We start from the raw sequence: 17248 nt of genomic DNA, 5'->3' as shown, positions 1-17248 counted from the left end.
CCGGTTATGAGAATGTGCCTTCGTAGCTCTGCGCCACGAGGCCCACGTAGTAGGCGTTGGCGATGCCCATGGAGAACTCCTCCTCGGACGTGATCGCCAGGTTCATCACCATTCGGGCCGGCAGCGACGCGCGCAGGCCGGCGGAGATCGCGCTCACGTCGCCGCCGGTGGTCGTACGCGCGGGCAGCGTGACATTCACGCGGCTGGTGAGGTAGTGGTTGCCGCCGTCTTCGGCGCTCAGCGCGGTCGGGTACGGGCGCGCCTTGTCCTGCCACATTTGCTTGGCGGACCACACGTTGGGCCACATGAGCTGGAGGTAGACCTTCAGGAGGTGCAGCCCGCGCTTGGGGTTGCCGCTGCGCCAGCTCCTCAGCAGGTACGCGCCGGCGTTGGACGCGTTGGTCGCGCCGCGATAGATCGACAGGCCGTCGGAGGCAAGGGACTGCTCGACGAGCTCGCGGATGCCCAGGTGCGGCACGCCCAGGACGTTCACATAGCGTTCGTCCGGGCGGATCTCGGACTCGAAGAGGTCGAGGAATACCTCCTTCAGCTCGGCCTCCAGGTCATCGGCAGCGTGGCTGGCCACCAGGGGCGCCAAGGCCGGCGGCTGCGGGTCGAACAGCGTGGGCAGCTCGTTCGTCGCGGTGACGGTCTCGTGGTCGGTCTCGCCCTCGGCTTCGAAGGTGGTCGCGGCGATAGACGACGCGTGCATCGCCAGGTCGCCGGTGCCGGCCATGCCTGCCGCACCGTTCGACTGGGCCGCGCCGACAGTCAGCGAGACCAGGGACAGGTCGCCATCCTGCACAACGCATGCCCCGGCCTCGACAACCACGGCGGTGGAGCTGACCACCACCGCCTCGGGCTGTGCATCCGCGCCAGACTCGACGACGACGACGCCGCGCGCCTCGATGCCGGATTCCCCCTGCGCGCCCGTCGTTCCGACGCCCAGGACCACGGCGTTCACATCGAGGTCGCTCGCCGGCTCGACCGCCGAAGCGCCCTGCGCCTCGCTGTGGCCGCCGCTCGCGCTGTCAGCGGCCGCCCCTGCGTCCGTGGCGGCCTCGACGATCCCCCTCCATGGAGGAAGGTCGCCGCCATAGGGCGAGTCGCCGTAGGTCGAGCCAGCCATGGATTACGCCTTCGTCGCGAGCGACTGCGCCGCGCCGGCGGCCGCCATGGCGTCGAGGGAGCCTTGCATGGCGCACGCCCAGGCATCTTCGGCTCCGAGATCCAGCTGGGGCAGCGAGACCAGCAGGTCGTCCAGCTTCGGCACGTCAGCCGACAGGCGCCAGGTGGCGGCCGCATCGAAGTAGGCGGCCCAGACCTTGGAACGCCAGGCGCGGAACGCCCTGCCCTCCGCGCCGAACTTCGGCACAGCGATCTCGTCGGCGTAGCTGATCGCCGACGCCAGGGAGTCGTATCCGTTCGCCACGGCGGCGCCCTCCATGAACTCCTGCACGCCAGCAACCAGCTCGGCCAGCCGGTCGTCGAGCGCGCGCTCTTCGCGGGCCTGCGGCGGCGCGACCTCCTCGGCTGCTGGCTCAGGGTCGCACACCAGCACCCAGCGCACGCCGTCGGCGATCACGTGGGTGCCGGGCTCGGCCGCCGGGGGCGCGGCCTCCAGGCAGTTGCCCGGGATGTGCCAGACGCCCGGCTCAAGCGGCGACTGGTCGCTCGCATCGAGCGTCAGCGGGCCGAGGTAGCGGCGGGTCTCGCGGTTGAAAGCGTGAACGATCTTCATGTCAGTACCGGATGAAAGGAGCCAGTGCGACGTTGCGCGGCCGGGTCTCGGCGATGCCGGTGGACTGCACGACGATGCCGGTGCCCGCGACGCGGATCGAAACGCCCGTGTTGTTGCTGGAGATGGACACGTTGTGCGTGTGGGCAGGCGAGTCCTCCGTACTGCCGTACCCGTCGAAGCCGCCGACCGGCGCATCGACCAGGCCGCCTGCGCCCGAGCCCTGACCGCGCAGGGCGATGCTGTGCTGGTGCTTGCCCTGCGCGTCGACCTGCGCCGCATGAGAGTGGCCCGCGTCAACGACGCCGTGTGCGTGCCCCGTGTCGGTCAGCTGGTGGGTGTGCGCCGCGATGCCGCCGGCCTGTACCGCCGTGATCGAGCGGTTGCTGTCCAGGCCCCGCCCGTCGTCGAAGAAGCGCGGGAACTCGCCGCGATAGTCGGGCAGGTTGAACGTCGTCGCTCCGTCGCCAGTGCCGTACTTGGTGCCGTAGTAGGCGAAGAGGCGCGCGTAGGTCGTTCTTGAGACGGCCGCGCCGTTGGCCTTCAGCCAGCCCGGGCGCAACACGTTCACCGGAAACAGGCCGACCATGCCCACGAAGTCCAGGCCGAGCGCACTCTGCAGGTCGAAGCGCACCAGGTCGCAGTTCGGCGCCGCATCGGACAGCGAGACGTACTTCGTGCCAGCGGCGAACATGACGGGCAGGTCGCCGTCGCTGGAGCCGGTGACGGTGTCCCGGCGCAGGAACATGGTCGGGCCGTTGACCACGATCGTTCCGCGCCCGGTCTCCCAGTCACCGGTGGGGCGGCCGACGACATCGACCGAGCGGATCAGGTAGTGCAGCGTGTCGCCATCACCGCACTTGGACGCGAACGCCCGATAGCCCGGCAGCGCGCCCTGCAGCGGCACCTGATCCGACGGCGCCAGCGCGACCATACAGACTTCGACGATCAGGTTCTCGGTGATGTGTGCCATGGCCGGAGCGCTATGCCGTCGGGGTGACCGTCGAGAAGGTGATCGTGCTGTCGGCCTTGATTGCGGGGATGACGCCCAGGCGGCACTGGATGTCCGGACTCAGGCGGCCGCGCAGCAGAATCTTGCCCGGGCCGGTCACCGCTGTGCCGATGCTCATCCAGAGCGCCAGCGTCTCGGTGCCGCCGGTCATCTCCGGGAACTCCAGGCGCGCGGCCGGCCGCGCGACGTTGCCTGCGATCGTCCAGTTGACAGGCAGGCGCGGCACCTTGATCCGCGCCATGCCGGTGTAGACGATCTCGCTCGTCTGCTGGGTGCCGTCCGGACCCGGGTCGGCCGAGTGCAGCGTGATCACCAGTTGATCCAGCGGCGAGGCGGCGGCGTTGTCCGCCATGTTGGCGATGGGCACGCCCTGGAGGATCAGCTTGAGAAGGTCGTTGGCGAAGACGTTGTTGAACACGAGGGCTCCTATTTTTTAAGCCAGGGTCAGTAATTCCAGAGGCTCACGCCGTAGTCGGCGCTGCTCACATTCACGGTCAGGCTGGCCGGAGAGACGAACAAGAAGTTCTCCGGCAGCGGGGTAGCGGGCAAGGTGATCCGCACATCGAACTCGGCCTTCTCGTCGCGCAGCGCGTCGATGTTGTCGCGCAGCAGGCGGTTGATCAGCGCGCGCTTGGTGGGCTGCGTCATGCCCTCGGACACGAGCACGGAGCCATCGCCCAGGCGCTCCAGGATCAGCGCGCGAATTTGCGATTCGACGACCGAGCGATCCCACGAGATGGCCACCGACGCGACGATCACCACGGGCACTTCCACGGGCACGGCCGCAACGAACTTGATCCGGTAGCTGTTGTCGGCGCGTTTGATGCGCTTGGCGGCGAAGTCGCGAAACACCACGTCGCTCATGCCCGAGACCAAGCCCGAGACGAACAAGGTGTTGATGTTGGTCACGTTCGCGCCGCGCACCGCCTCCTCGATCTGCTCGTTCCAAACAGACAGGAAGCGGATGCCCGTGAGGTAGCGCCGGAGGAGGAAGGCGAACTCGGACAGGTAGACCGCGTTGTGGTCGTAGATCGCCGGGTAGCTGGCCATGACTCGCAGCTCGCTCATCTCCGCCGGAGCGGCGCCCTCGTCCTGCACCGAACTCAGTGTGATCTTCAGCGAGGCCTCGGCCGCCGCGTAGATGTACTCCAGCGTGAACTGGCCGCCTGGCACGAGGTCGGCGATGCGGCCGTTGCACTCGGTGATGTCCAGGGTGAACGAGTCGCCCTGCGCCACGCCGTAGCCGATGACCGTGGACTTGCCGAAGCGCACGAACATGCGGCGCAGCTCGTCGACTTCCACCTGGTAGGACAACTGGCCCGGCGCCACGTTGAAGTAGTCGGGGGCGTAGGTGAACTCCTGGCCGCCCTTGCTCACGACGAGCGTGTTCAGGTAAATATCGTCGGCCGACAGGGCGACCGGCAGGCTGTAGAAGTCCACCGGCGCGGTGACGACGCTCGTTACCGAGCGTCGCCGAATCTGCGTTGCCGTCACCGTCGCGACGCCGCCGGGTGGCACTGTCACCGAGGAGTCCAGCTCGTAGAGCCGCCCCTTGGCGTCGATCAGGTGGCGCTGAGCGCCGAACGGCACGGCCGAGTCGCCGGTGTTCTCCATGCGCAGGGTGAGGCGGCACGCGCGCCCCAACGGCAGGATGCCCTTGAGGGCAGCGTCAGCCAGCACCGTCGCATCCCGCGACTTCACGAAGGGCTCGAACTTGGCCACGTCGAGCTGCGAGGACAGCATGGCCAACATCGCGGCCTGGGCCTCGAGCTGAGCGAGCACGCGCGGATCGCGCGCAGCGATGTACTGCCGCACGTTGGGATACGCGCTGGCAGCATTGATCGCGGCGTCGAGGAACTGCTCCTTGCTCAGGCTCATGCGCCCACTATCGGGCGCAGGAGGTCAGCGGCTGCGGCTGGATTTCCGCTTTGGGCTCAGGTGGGTTTGCTGTCGGCCAAGGGGCCGACACCGCCCGCATCGCGCGCGAGAGGAGTGCCTGGGGCAGAGAGCGCACCCCGCTCCTGCTTGGCCTGCGCGGCGGCGAGTTGGAACTGCACCTGGCGGTCGATCTCGTCGCACCAGACGTGCGAGAACTTGCGCGGCAGCTCGTTCAGCCCCGCCATCACCACGCCAACCGCGCTCAGCGGCAGCTCCAGGGTGACGGTGGGTTCTTGAATAGGTTGGTTCTGGGGCGTCATAGGGAAGTCTCTGGTATGGATCAATCGGGATTTGCGGGCGCAGCGTCGGCGGCCGGCGATGCCTGCACGGCGGCCAACGCTGACTCGGCGGCAACCTGGGGCGTGGCCTCGCCCGCAGCCGTCGCGGCAGCCTCGGCGGCGGCAGTCAGCGCGGCGGCCTGCGCCTCGGCCTCTTGCACCTGGCGCGTGTCGCGCACGTCGCGTTCGGTCGCCTCCTGCAAGTAGAGCGAGTTGAGGATCAAGAGGAAGTCATCGTGCGTGCACGAGCGGCCCAACGGCTTGCCCGCCTTGTCGACGATGTTGATCACCTTCTCCGGCTGGAAATCAACGCGGAAGGCCTTCGGCCCTTGCGTTACCACGACCTGCCGGCCGCCGGCCACGATCACCTCCTCTTCGTGGAAGCAAACGGCGGGCGCGACGCCGTCGCGGGTGTCGATGACCACATGGTTCTGGCGATGAAAGGTGCTGCCCGCACTCTTGGTCGCTCGGTAGCTTTTCATGAGGATTCCTTGGTGTTGACTTAGTTACCTGCCCAGCCCACGTCGTAGGGGACGCCGCCCGTCGATACGAGCTGGGTGCCCGCCGCGTCCCTGTAGATCGAGACGGTGATCTGTCCTATGGCTTCTGCAGTGGTGCTGCCGCTGGCTACGGTGATTGCAACGCCCCCGCTTCCGATGTTCACAATCGTGTTGCGAGCGGTACCGGAGAAATTTCCCTGGCCCGAGGAGACGAATTTCACGTAGTACGCAGCGCCAATGCCTGTGACGTTCGGGAGATACCAGTTCGAGGTCTGCGCGCTACCCCCTCGGGTACCCACGCTGCCGGTTCCGTTGATGTCGAGTGTTGCGCTGCGGATGCCCTTGATGGACGAGATGTTTTCTAAGCGGATGCTCCAGCTCGGCACGGGCGACGCCGCCGACTTCCCGTAGAAGTCGCTGAGCGAGATGGGCCCGGCTTGCACGCCCGCGAGGGCGCGACACCTGGAGTCGGCCAAGCTCAACCCCGAGGCGCTGATCCCGAGTTCGTTGGCGATGTCCTGGATCGAGATCGCGCCGGCGCCCCTGATGGTCACGCGACCCCCAGCTTGTTCAGGCGAGCCTCAAGTGCGATGACCCGCCTGGCCAGGGCCATACTGGTGACCAGGCCGGCGTTGCCGTAGGCCAGCGTCAGGTAGGTGCCATCGTCCTCCTCGGCGCCTCGCTGCGCCTCCTGCACCACCTCGGGCAGCAGACATTGCCATTCCTGGGCGGAAGCGCCCGCGTGCCGTCCACCGATGTCGGTGCGCGCATAGGTGCCCATCCGCATACCAGCGACCCGCTCGATGAAGTCATCGGGCAGGTCCCGCCAGTCCATTTTCAGCCGTTCGTCTGAGTAGGCGGTGACGTTGCCGGTGAAGGTCACGTTGCCGTTCATGTCGCCGTTGAGAATCCAGTTGTTGATGTAGTCGTTGTAGATGCCCCACGTCCCCGAGGACGAGTTGCTGTGCATGAACACGACGCCCCCGTTGATCGAGTAGCCACCCCAGGTGTTCTTGCCTCCATACGTGCCGACGGAGCCGTACTCGCCCTGCGCCGCGTACAGGCCGAGGCCGAAGTCCGCGAAGTAGATGCCCGTGTTGCTCGTGGTTCGGAACCAGTTGCTGCACGACATCGACTGCGCAACGCCCGAGTCATAGCCCGAGAACAGGCGGTTGCCCGTGACGTAGCCGTTGAATCCAGCGTTGCCGACAGCGTCGATGGAGGCGACCGTGCCGGACGAGCCGTTCCCGAAGTTCACGCCAGCGGTGCCGCTGTAGAAGTTCAGGTAGATGGCCTTGTCGCTGCCGGAGTCCAGGTGCAGGTTGCCGTTAGAGGTCACCACCGAGGCGATGGTGCCGGTGCGGCCGATACCGCTGACGGAGTCGCCGCCAACGATCAGCTGGGCGCCCCATGTTGTGTTCGGCGGGAAGACGAGCTTGCCGTTGTTGGTGAAGTTGAACGATGCACCAGCCGATGTCGAACCGAGGTGCAGGCCGATACTGTCACGGCCGCTCCAGCCCGCAGTCCCCTGGAAGTACGAGAGCCCGTAGTCGTCGGCGTTGCCAAAGCTCCAGATTCGGTTGCGCGCGTTAACTACGTAGGACGGGTTCTGGAAGCCCGCCATCGCACCCATGACGCCGGCGATCTGCATGCTGCCCGTGTTCGACAGCGCCGCAATCGGTGCGCTGCCCCGGCCGCCCCAGGTGAAACCGCGCCCCGGCGAGGCATCCATGCTCGTCTTGATCGAGTAGTCGATGACGGGGCCGTAGTGGAACTCGACCGCGCTCCCCATCGAGATGGAGTACGAGGTGCTCCCCCAGAAGTTCAGGCCCCTGCCGTCGCCTGGCGCGAGGCCCACGTCGCTCGTGAACACGGGCCCGTCCAAGAGCGCGTAGCTGCTGGCGGGGATGCCGCCCAGCTTCGCGGCGCTCGTCGCCGTCGCAGCGTTGCCAGTGATCGAGCCCGCGGAGGTGATGTAGCCCGGCCCGTTGGCAAGCTGGCCCAGGTCCGCTAGGTTGCCCGAGTGCCAAGCCTGCTTGCCGCCGATCGTCAGGCTGCCGGCGATGTTGACATTGCCGGCCGCGTCGCTGGTGATCGTCTCGTAGGACGGCGTGGCCGGCATGACGAGCCAGGCCGCGAAGCTGCCCGTGCCCGCGAAGCGCGAGACGCTGACGGTCATCGCTCCCGTCACGCCGTTGTAGGCCGTGATGGTGCCGTGCATCCACCTGGAGTTCGGCACCGCCGAGTCCGCCAGGTAGACCCACTGACCCACGGTGAACGCCTTGCCGGCCTGCGCCAGCGTGAGGGACTTGGCGCCGGCGCCGATCGCAAGCGAAGTCGTGCTCGTGGCCGTAGTGCTGGCGCCGTTGACGGCCACGGCAGCGCTCGACTGCGCCTGCGAGGACGCGGTCTCGGCAGCGGTCTTGCTGGCCAGCGCCACGTCGGCACTACCCTGCGCCGAGGTGGCTGCGTTCGAGGCGATCGTGGCCGCACCCGTCGCCGTCGTTGCCGAGTTGGCCGCCGAGGCGGCGTTCGCCACCGCCGTGTCCTTGCTCGTGTTGGCGGTCGAAGCGCTGCCGGCTGCGGCCGTAGCGCTTGCTGCGGCCGCAGCGGCGCTCGCCCCCGCATTCGTCTCGCTGGTCGCCGCCGCCGCCTTGGAGGACTGCGCAGAGCCCGCGCTGGTGGCCRCACCGCTTGCACTGGTCGCCGCCGCCGTGGCACGTGTGTCCGCCGTCGTCGCGCTGGCGGCTGCGTTCGTGGCGCTGGTCGCGGCCGAGGTTTGGCTCGCTGCCGCCTTCGTCGCGCTCGTCGTCGCGTCACCAGACTTCGCCGTCGCAGTGTTGGCGGCCGTCGTGGCCGTGGTGGCCTGCGCCTGGGCCTGAACCGACGAGTTCACTGCCTGGTCGCGCGCCGAGAGCACCAGGCCGATCACCGACTCGGCGGCGTCGTTGACTGCCGCGTCGAGCTGGTGGATCACGTTGGACAAGCTGCGCACTTGGCCGCCTTCAGTCTGGACGACCGTCTCAGGGCCGCCGTGGACGATCTGGTGCGCCAAGTCGAGGTCGGTCGTGAACTGGGCGATCTTCGCGTTCGTGGATTGGGTCGTCATGTCTCTTCTCGGATCACCAGTAGCCTTGCGACGGCAGGCTGACGTGCTCGGTGTGGTGCAGCAGGTTGGCCGCCGGCTCGCTCACCTCATCGAGCAGGGACGTGTTGGGCAGCGTGATCGCGGCGCTATCGGCGTTGTCCCACGACTGCACGCCGTCCACGTCCAGCAGCTCGCCGGCGATCTCGAACTTGATGACCTTGCGATCCAGCTCCGCGTCGTAGGCGTAGACGTTGACCATGTCCGGCGGCGCCGACAGCAGGATGGGCACGTCCTGGCGGCACTTGGCGATCAAGCCGTCGGCCAGCCCGGCAGCCATCGGCGTCTGGAGCAGCGACTTCACGTCCGCCCCATAGCTGGAGCCCAGGTATCCGTTTGGCGGAGTACCGAGCCAGTGTGAGGTCATCGCCGCGATGTCGCGGGACGTGATGCGGGAGGCTGCCATGTTGCCGACATGGTCGCGCCCGAGGGCGACACGACGCCGGCCCAATTTCCAAAATAGCGCTTGACGCTAACATTTGCAACAATGCACAATAACACATGTTACTTAAACAGGACGCCAGGACATGCACGACGACCGCATCGCCAAGAACGCCGCCCGCCTCGCCAAGAGCGAGGAGTCTGCCCGCTACCTGCTGGCCGCAGGCTTCACGACGAAGGCCGACCAGAAGTACGCCAAGGAGCACGCCAGCCGCGCCTTCGACATGGCCCGCGACATGATCCACGGCGTGTTCCTGGCCATTCCGCACGAGGAGCGCACCGAGGCTCAAGACGCCGTTTACTGCGACATGCCCCACGGCCCGCACCAGTGGCGCCCCAAGCACGCGGATCTGGTGCGCGCCGGCCTGCCTGACGCGGCCGAGCACCTGCCCACGATTGAGCGCCTGGTCGCCCTCTACGCGGAGATCAAGGCGGCGCCGCTCAACCTGGCGCCCCGCAACGCCGACGGCACGAAGGTTCGCATCCCGCACCGCAGCGAGAGCTTCAACCCCGAACTGCGCGCGCAGTTCATGACGCAAGCGCCGGCGCTGGCCGCCTCCTACGAGAACCACATCCGCCAGGTCTTCAAGCGCTTCACGTCGAAGTTCGCCGCCGCCGACGGCGTCATCCCCGCGACCCTGTACCCCAACGAGCACCGCCTCACGAAGGCGCAGCAGGACGAGCAGGCCATCGTCACCAACGTCATCGGGCGGCACAGCACGATCGTGAACGTGCCCGTGCGCGGCGTCCGCATCCGGGGCGACATCGTCCGGGGATACCGCCTCGACGAGCCCAAGCTGCTACGCCTGGCAACGAAGTACGGCGAAGAGGTCGCCATGCAGTGGTTCTTCAAGACGAACCTCAAGCTGGGCGAGCTGACCTCGGCCAAGCTGATCAAGGATGACTGCGGCTACGTCGTCGTGTCCGGCGAGAAGGACGGTTGCAACGTTCTTTTGCGGCAACAGGTCGTTTCCAAGTGGGCTCCTGTAAGCCGCAAGGTGTACCACCAGTTCCCCGCGTTGCTCTACGTCGATGGGAAGTCCACGCCCGAAGCCGCCTATGCAAAGCGCTTCAAGACGGGATCGTGAGCGCGAGAACGCCCCTCCGTCGTAACCTGGAGGGGCAAACCACAAATGAGGGGCCGGAGGCACGCCCCGATTCAGTACAGGAATTTGGATGACCCGCTCGCAATACATCGTGCGCCGACCCGACAAGGCGCCATTCAGGGAGAACTGGTGCGGCCCCGCGACTTTCGCACCCGGCGAGTACGTGCCAGTCGCGCGCTACTTGGCCAAGCCCGGTGAGGGCGGCCAGGACGTGACGATCCACTGCCGCGCCACGCCGGCGCGCTGCTACCTGGTCGAGGCGCACGGCAGCGTGCACAGCTCCGGCCGGAAGCTGCCGCCCTTCACGCTCAGCACTGGCTTCGGCATGAGCCGCATGGCCGTGGTGCTGGCTGAGTCGATCGTCGACGGCAACCTGTACCTCGAAGTAGCTCCAGGCACTCGCTGAGCGGCGCCCCCGAGGACGGCAAGACAGGCTGAACCCGAGGCGGCCGGAAGGTCGCATCGCGTTCTTGCGAACGTCACAGCAACATCTGTTGTCATGCATGAGAACACGAGTTACAGTCGCGTCAGAACCCAACCCGGCATCGGTGCCGGCTTTGCGCACATGGCCCGTCAGGGCCGCCCACGTCCCGCAAATCAGCGCAGCCATGCGCACCCACCCATGATCATCAGCAATGAAAGGGCCGTCTGGCTGGCCCACCTCAAGCCAGGCAACGAGGTCTTGGTGAAGACCAGTCGCAGCCGCACGATCTGCAAGGTCGAGCGCCTGACGCCCACCCAGATCATCATCAACAACGCCTTCCGCTTTCGCCGCTCCGACGGCGAAGAGCACGGCGGACAGCCGTACAACCGTCGCACCCTGGAGCAGGTCGAGCCGGAAGACCTTGACCGCCGAGAGGCGCAACAGCTTGCGAAGCGCCTGACCACCAGTCTCGACCTGCACCTGAAGAACGCCCGCCTGCTGCCGCTGGAGACCCTTCGCCAGATGTGCGCCTTGACGAAGGCGAGCGACGCATGAGCGCGAACCGACGCGCACCCGCCGGCCGCACGCTCGATCCTTGCCATGGCTGCGGCCTGGTGCCCAGTGAGTGGCGGGGCCGCCCCAAGGCCGGCGTCTGCGACAACTGCCGTAACACGCTCGACCTGGCTCAGCGCGCCGCCAAGGAACAGGCCGCTCGCGGCGACGAGATCGGCGAGTTCTACCTGCCGACCCAGCCGCACTGGCTACCCTACCTGCCCCACGACAGGAGCGAGGGATTCGGCTCCCACCCGATCCAGACCGCGCTGTGGAAGCTGGCACTGGCCGTCAGCTCCCCGAACGTCGGCAAGGACGTGAACTACAACGCCACGCCCATCTTCAGCAACCCCAACCCGTCCGGCAGCAGCGGGCATCTTGGCCGGGAGTGCTCGCGCATGCTGCGCGCCGACATCGCCGCCCAGCTCGACGGCCTACTGACCACCGTGCACGCGGGCCTGCAGTTCGCGCACGAAGACGGCAAGCAGGACGGCACCAACATGATCGCGCAGCTCGCCGCCGGCGGCATCACGGTCAACCAGCTCAACGAATTCACGCTGAAGGGACGCGGATGAGCGACCGCCAACGCAGCAAGCGCGCCGCCTTCGCCCACTTGTCACGGCGTCAGCGCCGCGAAGACGACCTCACCAACCTCGGCCTGACCGAGAGGCGTGGCCGCCTGCTCGCCAACTGCCGGAGCTGCGAGCGCGAGTTCGAGATTTTCGGCACCGCCGCTGAGCATGACCCCGACTACGCCTACTGCTTCGGATCGGACCGATGCCTTCCATGACCAACGACAAGACGCCAATGAGCAAGTACGACTTCACCACCCTGGATGCCGCGATCGTGATCGCCATCGCCACGAGCAACGGGCCGCTCAGCTTCACCACCATGTTCGCGGGCACCGTCGCAGAGGAGGCGCAGAAGGCGGCCGACGCCGAGAACATCAGCCGCCCGGCCTGGCAGGAGCGGACGGCGGTGCGCATGGTCGACCGCCGCCTACAGGCCCTGCGCAAGGCCGGCCGCATCCAGTACGTGCGCAAGCCCGAAGGGTGGATGCTAGTGCCGGCAGCCGGCGCCAACGGGCACCTCACCCGCGCGCACCTGATCGCCATCGCCAAGGACTGTGCCGCCCGCGATCCTCAGCGGCACGACTACACGCGCGGCGCTCGCGGCGAGAAGTGGATTCCACACGACTGGGTGATCAAGGCAATGGAGGCAGCCCTGGCCGCCCAGCAGAACAAGGAGACGCCGCTGTGAGCGCAGACCAGAAGAGGGCCGCCGCCGCTGCGGTCAAGGCGGCCGCCGTGGTCGTCGGCGACGTATGGCACCGCGTCGAGGGGGATTGGATCGACGACGGCAGCGAGAGCTACCAGAGCATGGCGCTGAGCTGGACGACCTGGCGATGCACGAAGGCGACAGCCTGCGGCGCCTGGTTCTCGTGCATCGAGTGGAGCCACATTCGCCCGCGCTTCGCCCTGGCGGACGGCGCCAAGGGGCTGAGCCGCACGAAGCGGGAAGCCCTGGAGCGGCTGGTCGCGCGCAAGGTGCGTCAGATTCGCATTCTTGAGGGGCAGAAGACCGCCGCCGACGACACGCTGGCGGTCGCGCGTGCGGCGCTGGCGGAGATGGAGCAGTCCAATGGCTGATACCGCGAAGAGCGCCATGAACATGACCCCGTTGCGCCTGTCGGTCCTGCGCTTCCTGGCCGAGCGGCGCAACGGCTACAGCATCAAGGGCCTGGTGCACGAGCTTGTCCCGCGCGGGCGCAACGGCGACCTCGCATGGACTGAGCAGGGCGCCGCGCGCATGGCGGGCAAGCTGATCGCACCGCTGCGCGAGGCCGGCCTGGTGAAGGACGATCCCTCGGCTCGCATGTACGAGCGCAAGGCCACGATCACCGACGCCGGCCGCGCGCGCCTGGCCGAGCACTGCGGAGAAGCACCCCTGGCCGACAAGGCCACCCTCCCATCAGGGCCGACATCGGAGCCGGGTCAGGCGGCAAGGTGCGCCGTCGCGTGCGAGCTTGGCAACTCCAAGCCCGTACTGGACGAAGACCTCGGCATGCCTGGATTCGGCGTGGTGTTCGGCGATGAGCGAACCTGTCGCGTCTGCGGCTGGCGCCTGTACAGCGACCGTGCCGCGATGCGTTCAGGCTCGGTTGACCGCTGGATTCCGCCGCACCCCGCCCCGCCGGCGGCCTCCGCGCTCAGCGGCCCCTCGGAGCCAGCGGCAGGCCGAGGTGACCCGGCATGAACAGGACAGCCATCGTCTACGTCACCCAGGCGCTCGCAGACGCCTGGATTGCCGCACACCGAAAGCTGCCGCCCGAGATGCGCATCCTGATCGTCGACGACGACGCGTTCGCGCGCCGCACGCTCGACGAGCTGCTGACACCCCCCGATGCGCAGCCGCAGGTCTGCGCCGAGCCGCCGGCGCCGCGCGGCGCGCAGTGGAAACGCGAGCGCGCGTCCCACGGGCGCCGCCGCTGACCATGCCAACCGAACGCGCGTACGCGCTCCAGGCCGTGGGCCTCTTCGGCAAGTTCAACCAGCGGCCCGGCCAGTACAGCCCCTTCTGGTACGGCAAGGTCGTCGCGGTGCACTCCAGCGGCGACTACCTCCAGCTCGAAACCGGCGGCTCGAGGCGGCGCGCCACCTGGGCGCATCGGCGGGACGTGCACCTACACGAAACCCAGCCGCAGCCCGCCGAGCGCATCCACTCCAATCCAACAATTGACCGTTATCCGGATAACGGATAGGATACCAACATGCCAATTCAATCATTCGCCTGTCCCGACACAGAGGAGCTGTTCACGACCGGCAAGAATGCCAAGTTCGCCAACATCAAGAAGGTGGCCGAGCGCAAGCTGACCCAGTTGCACGCGGCACCCTCGGTGAACTTCATGAAGGCCCCGCCTGGCAACGACCTGAAGCAGTACGACGGCGCTTGGCACGTTCGGATCAACGACCAGTGGCGCCTGACCTTCAAATGGGGCGCGAACGGCCCCTATGACGTGCTGATCCAAGACCCCCACTGACCCGGCCCGACCGGAACCTTTTTTCTTGACGCAATGGAGTGCGAAATGATCAAGAACGGAATGCGCCCTGTCCACCCCGGCGAGATCCTGCTGGAGGACTACATGAAGCCCCTGAAGCTCAGCGAGAACGCGCTGGCCAAGCTGCTGGGCGTGCCCACCTCGCGCGTGAACGGCATCGTCAAGGCCGAGCGCGGCGTGACGGCCGACACCGCCCTGCGCCTGCAGCGTCTGTTCGGCAGCGAGGCCGAGGGCTGGCTGAACCTCCAGGCCATCTACGACCTGCGCGTCGCCGAGAAGACTGTCGGCAAGCAGATCGTCAAGGACGTGGCCCCGATGCCCATGGCCGCATGAGCACTGACACCGCCAAGCTCTTCCCACCAGGTGCTCGGCCGGCCAGTCCTCTTGATGGCCGCCGTCTTCGAGCACCTGGGCGACCAGCTCAGCGATGACGCGCGCGCCAGGCTACGGGCGATGATCCTGGAGTGTTGAGTTCCACGGAGAGTTGACCCGGGTTTTCCATCCAATGTTGACCCACCCGTTTTCGAGCCAAGCTGGCTCACGTTGTGGATAACTTCTTGGCTTTGGACTCCTTCTTGGGCAGTGTGGGTTGAGCGGAGCTGTTCTTGAAGCGGTACCGGCCGAGCACAACCTGATCATGGGTCGGTGCATCAAACAAGCGTTGTGCCAAGAAAACCAGAGAGTGCCAAGAGTTCCAGATCCACCGATTTGGCTTCACCTAAACGTACTTGGCACTCAAGAGTGCTGCGAATGCGAAGCCTCACCCTTTGGGGTATGCCCAATCGGCTCGTTACCAGCCCGGGTAAGAAACTTTCAAGCCGTACAAAACGTGACGGGCGCTACCGTAGGCAAAGGCATCCATTCCAGTCAGCGGGTTCTTATGAATTCCGTCAACCGTCATGGAGGCTGCCGTAGCACCATCCGTGCGAATCGCATTCACAATTCCCAAGGCTTTGAAAACCGGGCAAAGGTCAACAGCCGTGGTAGAGGTACCCGACACCGACGACATCATGACCAACTTACCCGTGACGGTCTCACCAATTGCAGACCAGCTACTTACATCGGCGTCCGTGGTACATACAGAGTCTCGTTCGATGGAGGTGGACGAGCTGACATACGAAACAGTGTTGGTAATAATCTTCGGAACGGTTTCGTCATGAAACGAGTTTCCAGGTCCCGACGCGTCAACCATGAAAACCCTCTTTTTCCCATCGCCATTAAACGCGTCGCAATTCGGAAAGGCACTGCTCACCACGTCTGCACAGATAGCCCCGCCCGGAAGGTTATCGCCTAGGGCGAACCCAAAATCATGGACGTATCCGAGCCCTCTGCCATAGTCTGCATCCGACAGTCCTTTACTGCCGGCCCAAGTGAACCCGTTAATCATCGCCTGGGTGTTCGGAGACCAAGTCGGGAGCGTCCTTAGTGGCATTACATTAACGCCATTGTTAATATAATAATTTTCGTGCCGAATCGTGAAGCGTTCACGCGAGTCCGCCATATTCGAAATCGTAATATGCACGTATGGCGGAATAGTGGTGCACCAATCGACATAGCCAGTCCCCGTCGGAACCACCGCGTTCGCCAGAATCTGTTGGTTCGTAGGGAAAGCGAGTTCATCTGCGCAATTGCACCAACCTGCCTCATTGCATACGGCTGCCGATGCCATCGGCTGAACTCCTGCGGACGCATCCGATTTCAGGTCCTTCGCTCGAGGTGCTTGAAACCCCTTACGGATCACGCCGGTGGAAGAGATGTCGAACGTAGTTGTCGCTCCGGCACGCGACGCCTGCGCTTCAACGGCGGAGGTTCCATCGGGAGATGCCGCCTTTGGTCGTGGCGACGCCGGCACTTGGCTGGCGCTCTGCGCGCGCAGTTCCCTCGCCGCTGGTGCAATACTCACGGTAGCGGGCTTGAGCAAATCGAGCGCCGGATATATATCCAGCAACGGTAATTCATCCCCGGTATCGTGCACTGACCCAATGAAAATCTGCGGCGTTCCGTAAGCACCGGCCGGAATGGTCAGCGTCACGCCCAACGGCAATTTTACCGTACTCGCAAATTTTGGGTTGTAGAAAATCGCAGTTCCCTCGGGCTTGAGGTAGTTGGCGACGACATTGACAGGCTCATACGTTGAAGCCGATCCATTACTAGACCGCCCTTGAACGAGAACCATCAGATCCGCACCACGGAAAGGAGCCTCGAGATTGAAGGGGGTGGCAAGGACGACGTTTCCTTGCAAGATGCCAGGTCCGCTGAGTGTCTTGAACCGCACCCCGCTGATTTTCAGATATGGAACCTCCAGTTCCACAACCGGTGCGCTGGTACCGGCCGCAGTATTGAATATCTTCAAGGAACTGGGAACGGCCGCCTCATAGCAGACATCCGTCGAGCAGACTGCCACTCCCGCCAAGCGAACCTCTTCGGTTGCGTTCGCCGTAGCACTTGACAGATTGATTCTCAGTCGCGCGAACCCCTCACGAGGTTTCGCCCCTTCCGTCCACACATTGACGTTCTGCGTTGCAGTTGGCAGCGCCGGCGTCGCCGAATAGGCGATGCAACAAAATGCCGCGAGGCTCGCGGCAAAAAGCCTTTTCATGTTCTCTCCCTAAGAGTCATTTGAGGAAGTCAGGATAGCAGCGTGTATTTTGTGCGGCAAGCCGGTGAAATCAAGTCATCTCCTATCGGTTTTTCGTATACTTGCCTTCTATAGCATATCAACAGGGCGGACGACAGCGTCCAGCAAAAAATCCCTCATATTTCATTTATTTGACGCCGATGAAATCTGGCATCCCCAAAAAGGGGGATACGTTCCCACGTGATTTCTGGAAARCAACCGCTCCCTTGGCGACGCGGTTCGCGACGTTCAGAATCGCGGCTGCAACTCACCACCAGGGAACAACATGAGCTTTCAGATGCCGAACATCATGGCGGACTTCGACAAGAGGCAGGAAGCGATGACACGCTCGATCCAGGATGCCCGGGACGAGCACACGTCAAAGGGAATATTCGAGCGCCTCAAGGCTCAAATAATTGAGTTCGAGGCCAGCCTCGAC

23 protein-coding genes are annotated in these 17248 nt (G+C 65.4%); 12 read left to right on the top strand and 11 right to left on the bottom strand.

Annotated elements, in window-relative coordinates:
• Positions 1-4: 4 nt before the first annotated feature.
• The 10 genes from AC1DYN_RS15760 to AC1DYN_RS15715 are packed head-to-tail and all read right to left on the bottom strand — an operon-like array spanning position 5 to position 8915.
• The gene (locus AC1DYN_RS15760) at positions 5-1129 is read right to left on the bottom strand and encodes a hypothetical protein (protein ID WP_477961127.1); all 1125 of its coding nucleotides are present in this window, start codon (positions 1127-1129) and stop codon (positions 5-7) included.
• 3 nt (positions 1130-1132) lie between these two features.
• Positions 1133-1741, bottom strand: a complete 609-nt coding sequence (locus AC1DYN_RS15755) for a hypothetical protein (protein WP_477961125.1) — start codon at positions 1739-1741, stop codon at positions 1133-1135.
• A gap of 1 nt (position 1742) precedes the next feature.
• Positions 1743-2711: a phage tail protein gene (locus AC1DYN_RS15750; RefSeq protein ID WP_477961123.1), complete on the bottom strand. Its 969-nt coding sequence runs from the start codon at positions 2709-2711 to the stop codon at positions 1743-1745.
• 10 nt (positions 2712-2721) lie between these two features.
• Entirely contained in the window at positions 2722-3168 is a 447-nt protein-coding gene (locus AC1DYN_RS15745; protein WP_477961121.1) for a phage tail fiber protein, read from the bottom strand.
• A gap of 26 nt (positions 3169-3194) precedes the next feature.
• A complete protein-coding gene (locus tag AC1DYN_RS15740) occupies positions 3195-4628 on the bottom strand; it encodes a hypothetical protein (RefSeq protein ID WP_477961119.1) in 1434 nt (477 codons plus the stop codon).
• Positions 4629-4684: 56 nt separating this feature from the next.
• Positions 4685-4948, bottom strand: coding sequence for a hypothetical protein (locus tag AC1DYN_RS15735; protein WP_477961117.1), 264 nt, complete (start codon positions 4946-4948; stop codon positions 4685-4687).
• Positions 4949-4968: 20 nt separating this feature from the next.
• Complete coding sequence (locus AC1DYN_RS15730) at positions 4969-5448, bottom strand: hypothetical protein (RefSeq protein ID WP_477961115.1); 480 nt, start codon at positions 5446-5448, stop codon at positions 4969-4971.
• Positions 5449-5468: 20 nt separating this feature from the next.
• A complete protein-coding gene (locus AC1DYN_RS15725; protein WP_477961113.1) occupies positions 5469-6020 on the bottom strand; it encodes a hypothetical protein in 552 nt (183 codons plus the stop codon).
• Entirely contained in the window at positions 6017-8575 is a 2559-nt protein-coding gene (locus tag AC1DYN_RS15720) for a tail fiber domain-containing protein (RefSeq protein WP_477961111.1), read from the bottom strand. The genes AC1DYN_RS15725 and AC1DYN_RS15720 overlap by 4 nt, the downstream gene beginning before the upstream one ends.
• A 13-nt stretch (positions 8576-8588) precedes the next feature.
• Entirely contained in the window at positions 8589-8915 is a 327-nt protein-coding gene (locus tag AC1DYN_RS15715) for a hypothetical protein (RefSeq protein ID WP_477961109.1), read from the bottom strand.
• A 223-nt stretch (positions 8916-9138) separates the two neighbouring features.
• Here AC1DYN_RS15715 and AC1DYN_RS15710 point away from each other — a divergent pair, with 223 nt between their 5' ends.
• The 12 genes from AC1DYN_RS15710 (at position 9139) to AC1DYN_RS15655 (ending at position 14525) form a co-directional block, all read left to right on the top strand.
• Entirely contained in the window at positions 9139-10140 is a 1002-nt protein-coding gene (locus AC1DYN_RS15710) for a hypothetical protein (protein WP_477961107.1), read from the top strand.
• A gap of 88 nt (positions 10141-10228) precedes the next feature.
• Positions 10229-10564 (top strand): hypothetical protein, encoded by a 336-nt coding sequence (locus AC1DYN_RS15705; protein ID WP_477961105.1) that lies wholly within the window; start codon positions 10229-10231, stop codon positions 10562-10564.
• A 216-nt stretch (positions 10565-10780) separates the two neighbouring features.
• Complete coding sequence (locus AC1DYN_RS15700) at positions 10781-11137, top strand: beta barrel domain-containing protein (protein WP_477961103.1); 357 nt, start codon at positions 10781-10783, stop codon at positions 11135-11137.
• Positions 11134-11709 carry a hypothetical protein gene (locus AC1DYN_RS15695; protein WP_477961101.1) on the top strand — a complete coding sequence of 192 codons (576 nt, stop codon included), beginning with the start codon at positions 11134-11136 and terminating at the stop codon, positions 11707-11709. The genes AC1DYN_RS15700 and AC1DYN_RS15695 overlap by 4 nt, the downstream gene beginning before the upstream one ends.
• Positions 11706-11924 carry a hypothetical protein gene (locus tag AC1DYN_RS15690; RefSeq protein WP_477961099.1) on the top strand — a complete coding sequence of 73 codons (219 nt, stop codon included), beginning with the start codon at positions 11706-11708 and terminating at the stop codon, positions 11922-11924. Before AC1DYN_RS15695 ends, AC1DYN_RS15690 begins: the two co-directional genes overlap by 4 nt.
• A 17-nt stretch (positions 11925-11941) precedes the next feature.
• Positions 11942-12394 carry a hypothetical protein gene (locus AC1DYN_RS15685; RefSeq protein WP_477961097.1) on the top strand — a complete coding sequence of 151 codons (453 nt, stop codon included), beginning with the start codon at positions 11942-11944 and terminating at the stop codon, positions 12392-12394.
• On the top strand, positions 12391-12783 hold the full coding sequence (locus tag AC1DYN_RS15680) for a hypothetical protein (protein ID WP_477961096.1): 393 nt from the start codon (positions 12391-12393) through the stop codon (positions 12781-12783). The genes AC1DYN_RS15685 and AC1DYN_RS15680 overlap by 4 nt, the downstream gene beginning before the upstream one ends.
• 16 nt (positions 12784-12799) lie before the next feature.
• Positions 12800-13390, top strand: a complete 591-nt coding sequence (locus AC1DYN_RS15675) for a hypothetical protein (protein WP_477961095.1) — start codon at positions 12800-12802, stop codon at positions 13388-13390.
• Positions 13387-13626, top strand: coding sequence for a hypothetical protein (locus tag AC1DYN_RS15670; protein ID WP_477961094.1), 240 nt, complete (start codon positions 13387-13389; stop codon positions 13624-13626). The genes AC1DYN_RS15675 and AC1DYN_RS15670 overlap by 4 nt, the downstream gene beginning before the upstream one ends.
• A gap of 2 nt (positions 13627-13628) precedes the next feature.
• On the top strand, positions 13629-13895 hold the full coding sequence (locus tag AC1DYN_RS15665; protein ID WP_477961092.1) for a hypothetical protein: 267 nt from the start codon (positions 13629-13631) through the stop codon (positions 13893-13895).
• Positions 13896-13904: 9 nt separating this feature from the next.
• Positions 13905-14174 carry a type II toxin-antitoxin system RelE/ParE family toxin gene (locus AC1DYN_RS15660; RefSeq protein WP_477961090.1) on the top strand — a complete coding sequence of 90 codons (270 nt, stop codon included), beginning with the start codon at positions 13905-13907 and terminating at the stop codon, positions 14172-14174.
• 45 nt (positions 14175-14219) lie between these two features.
• Positions 14220-14525 carry a HigA family addiction module antitoxin gene (locus AC1DYN_RS15655; protein WP_477961088.1) on the top strand — a complete coding sequence of 102 codons (306 nt, stop codon included), beginning with the start codon at positions 14220-14222 and terminating at the stop codon, positions 14523-14525.
• A gap of 457 nt (positions 14526-14982) precedes the next feature.
• Here the strand turns inward: AC1DYN_RS15655 and AC1DYN_RS15650 are convergent, their stop codons facing one another.
• Positions 14983-16791: a hypothetical protein gene (locus AC1DYN_RS15650; protein WP_477961086.1), complete on the bottom strand. Its 1809-nt coding sequence runs from the start codon at positions 16789-16791 to the stop codon at positions 14983-14985.
• Positions 16792-17248: the final 457 nt, after the last annotated feature.

Source organism: Rhizobacter sp. P2_D12, from assembly GCF_056404395.1.
This window is presented reverse-complemented; position numbering and strand designations above follow the sequence as displayed.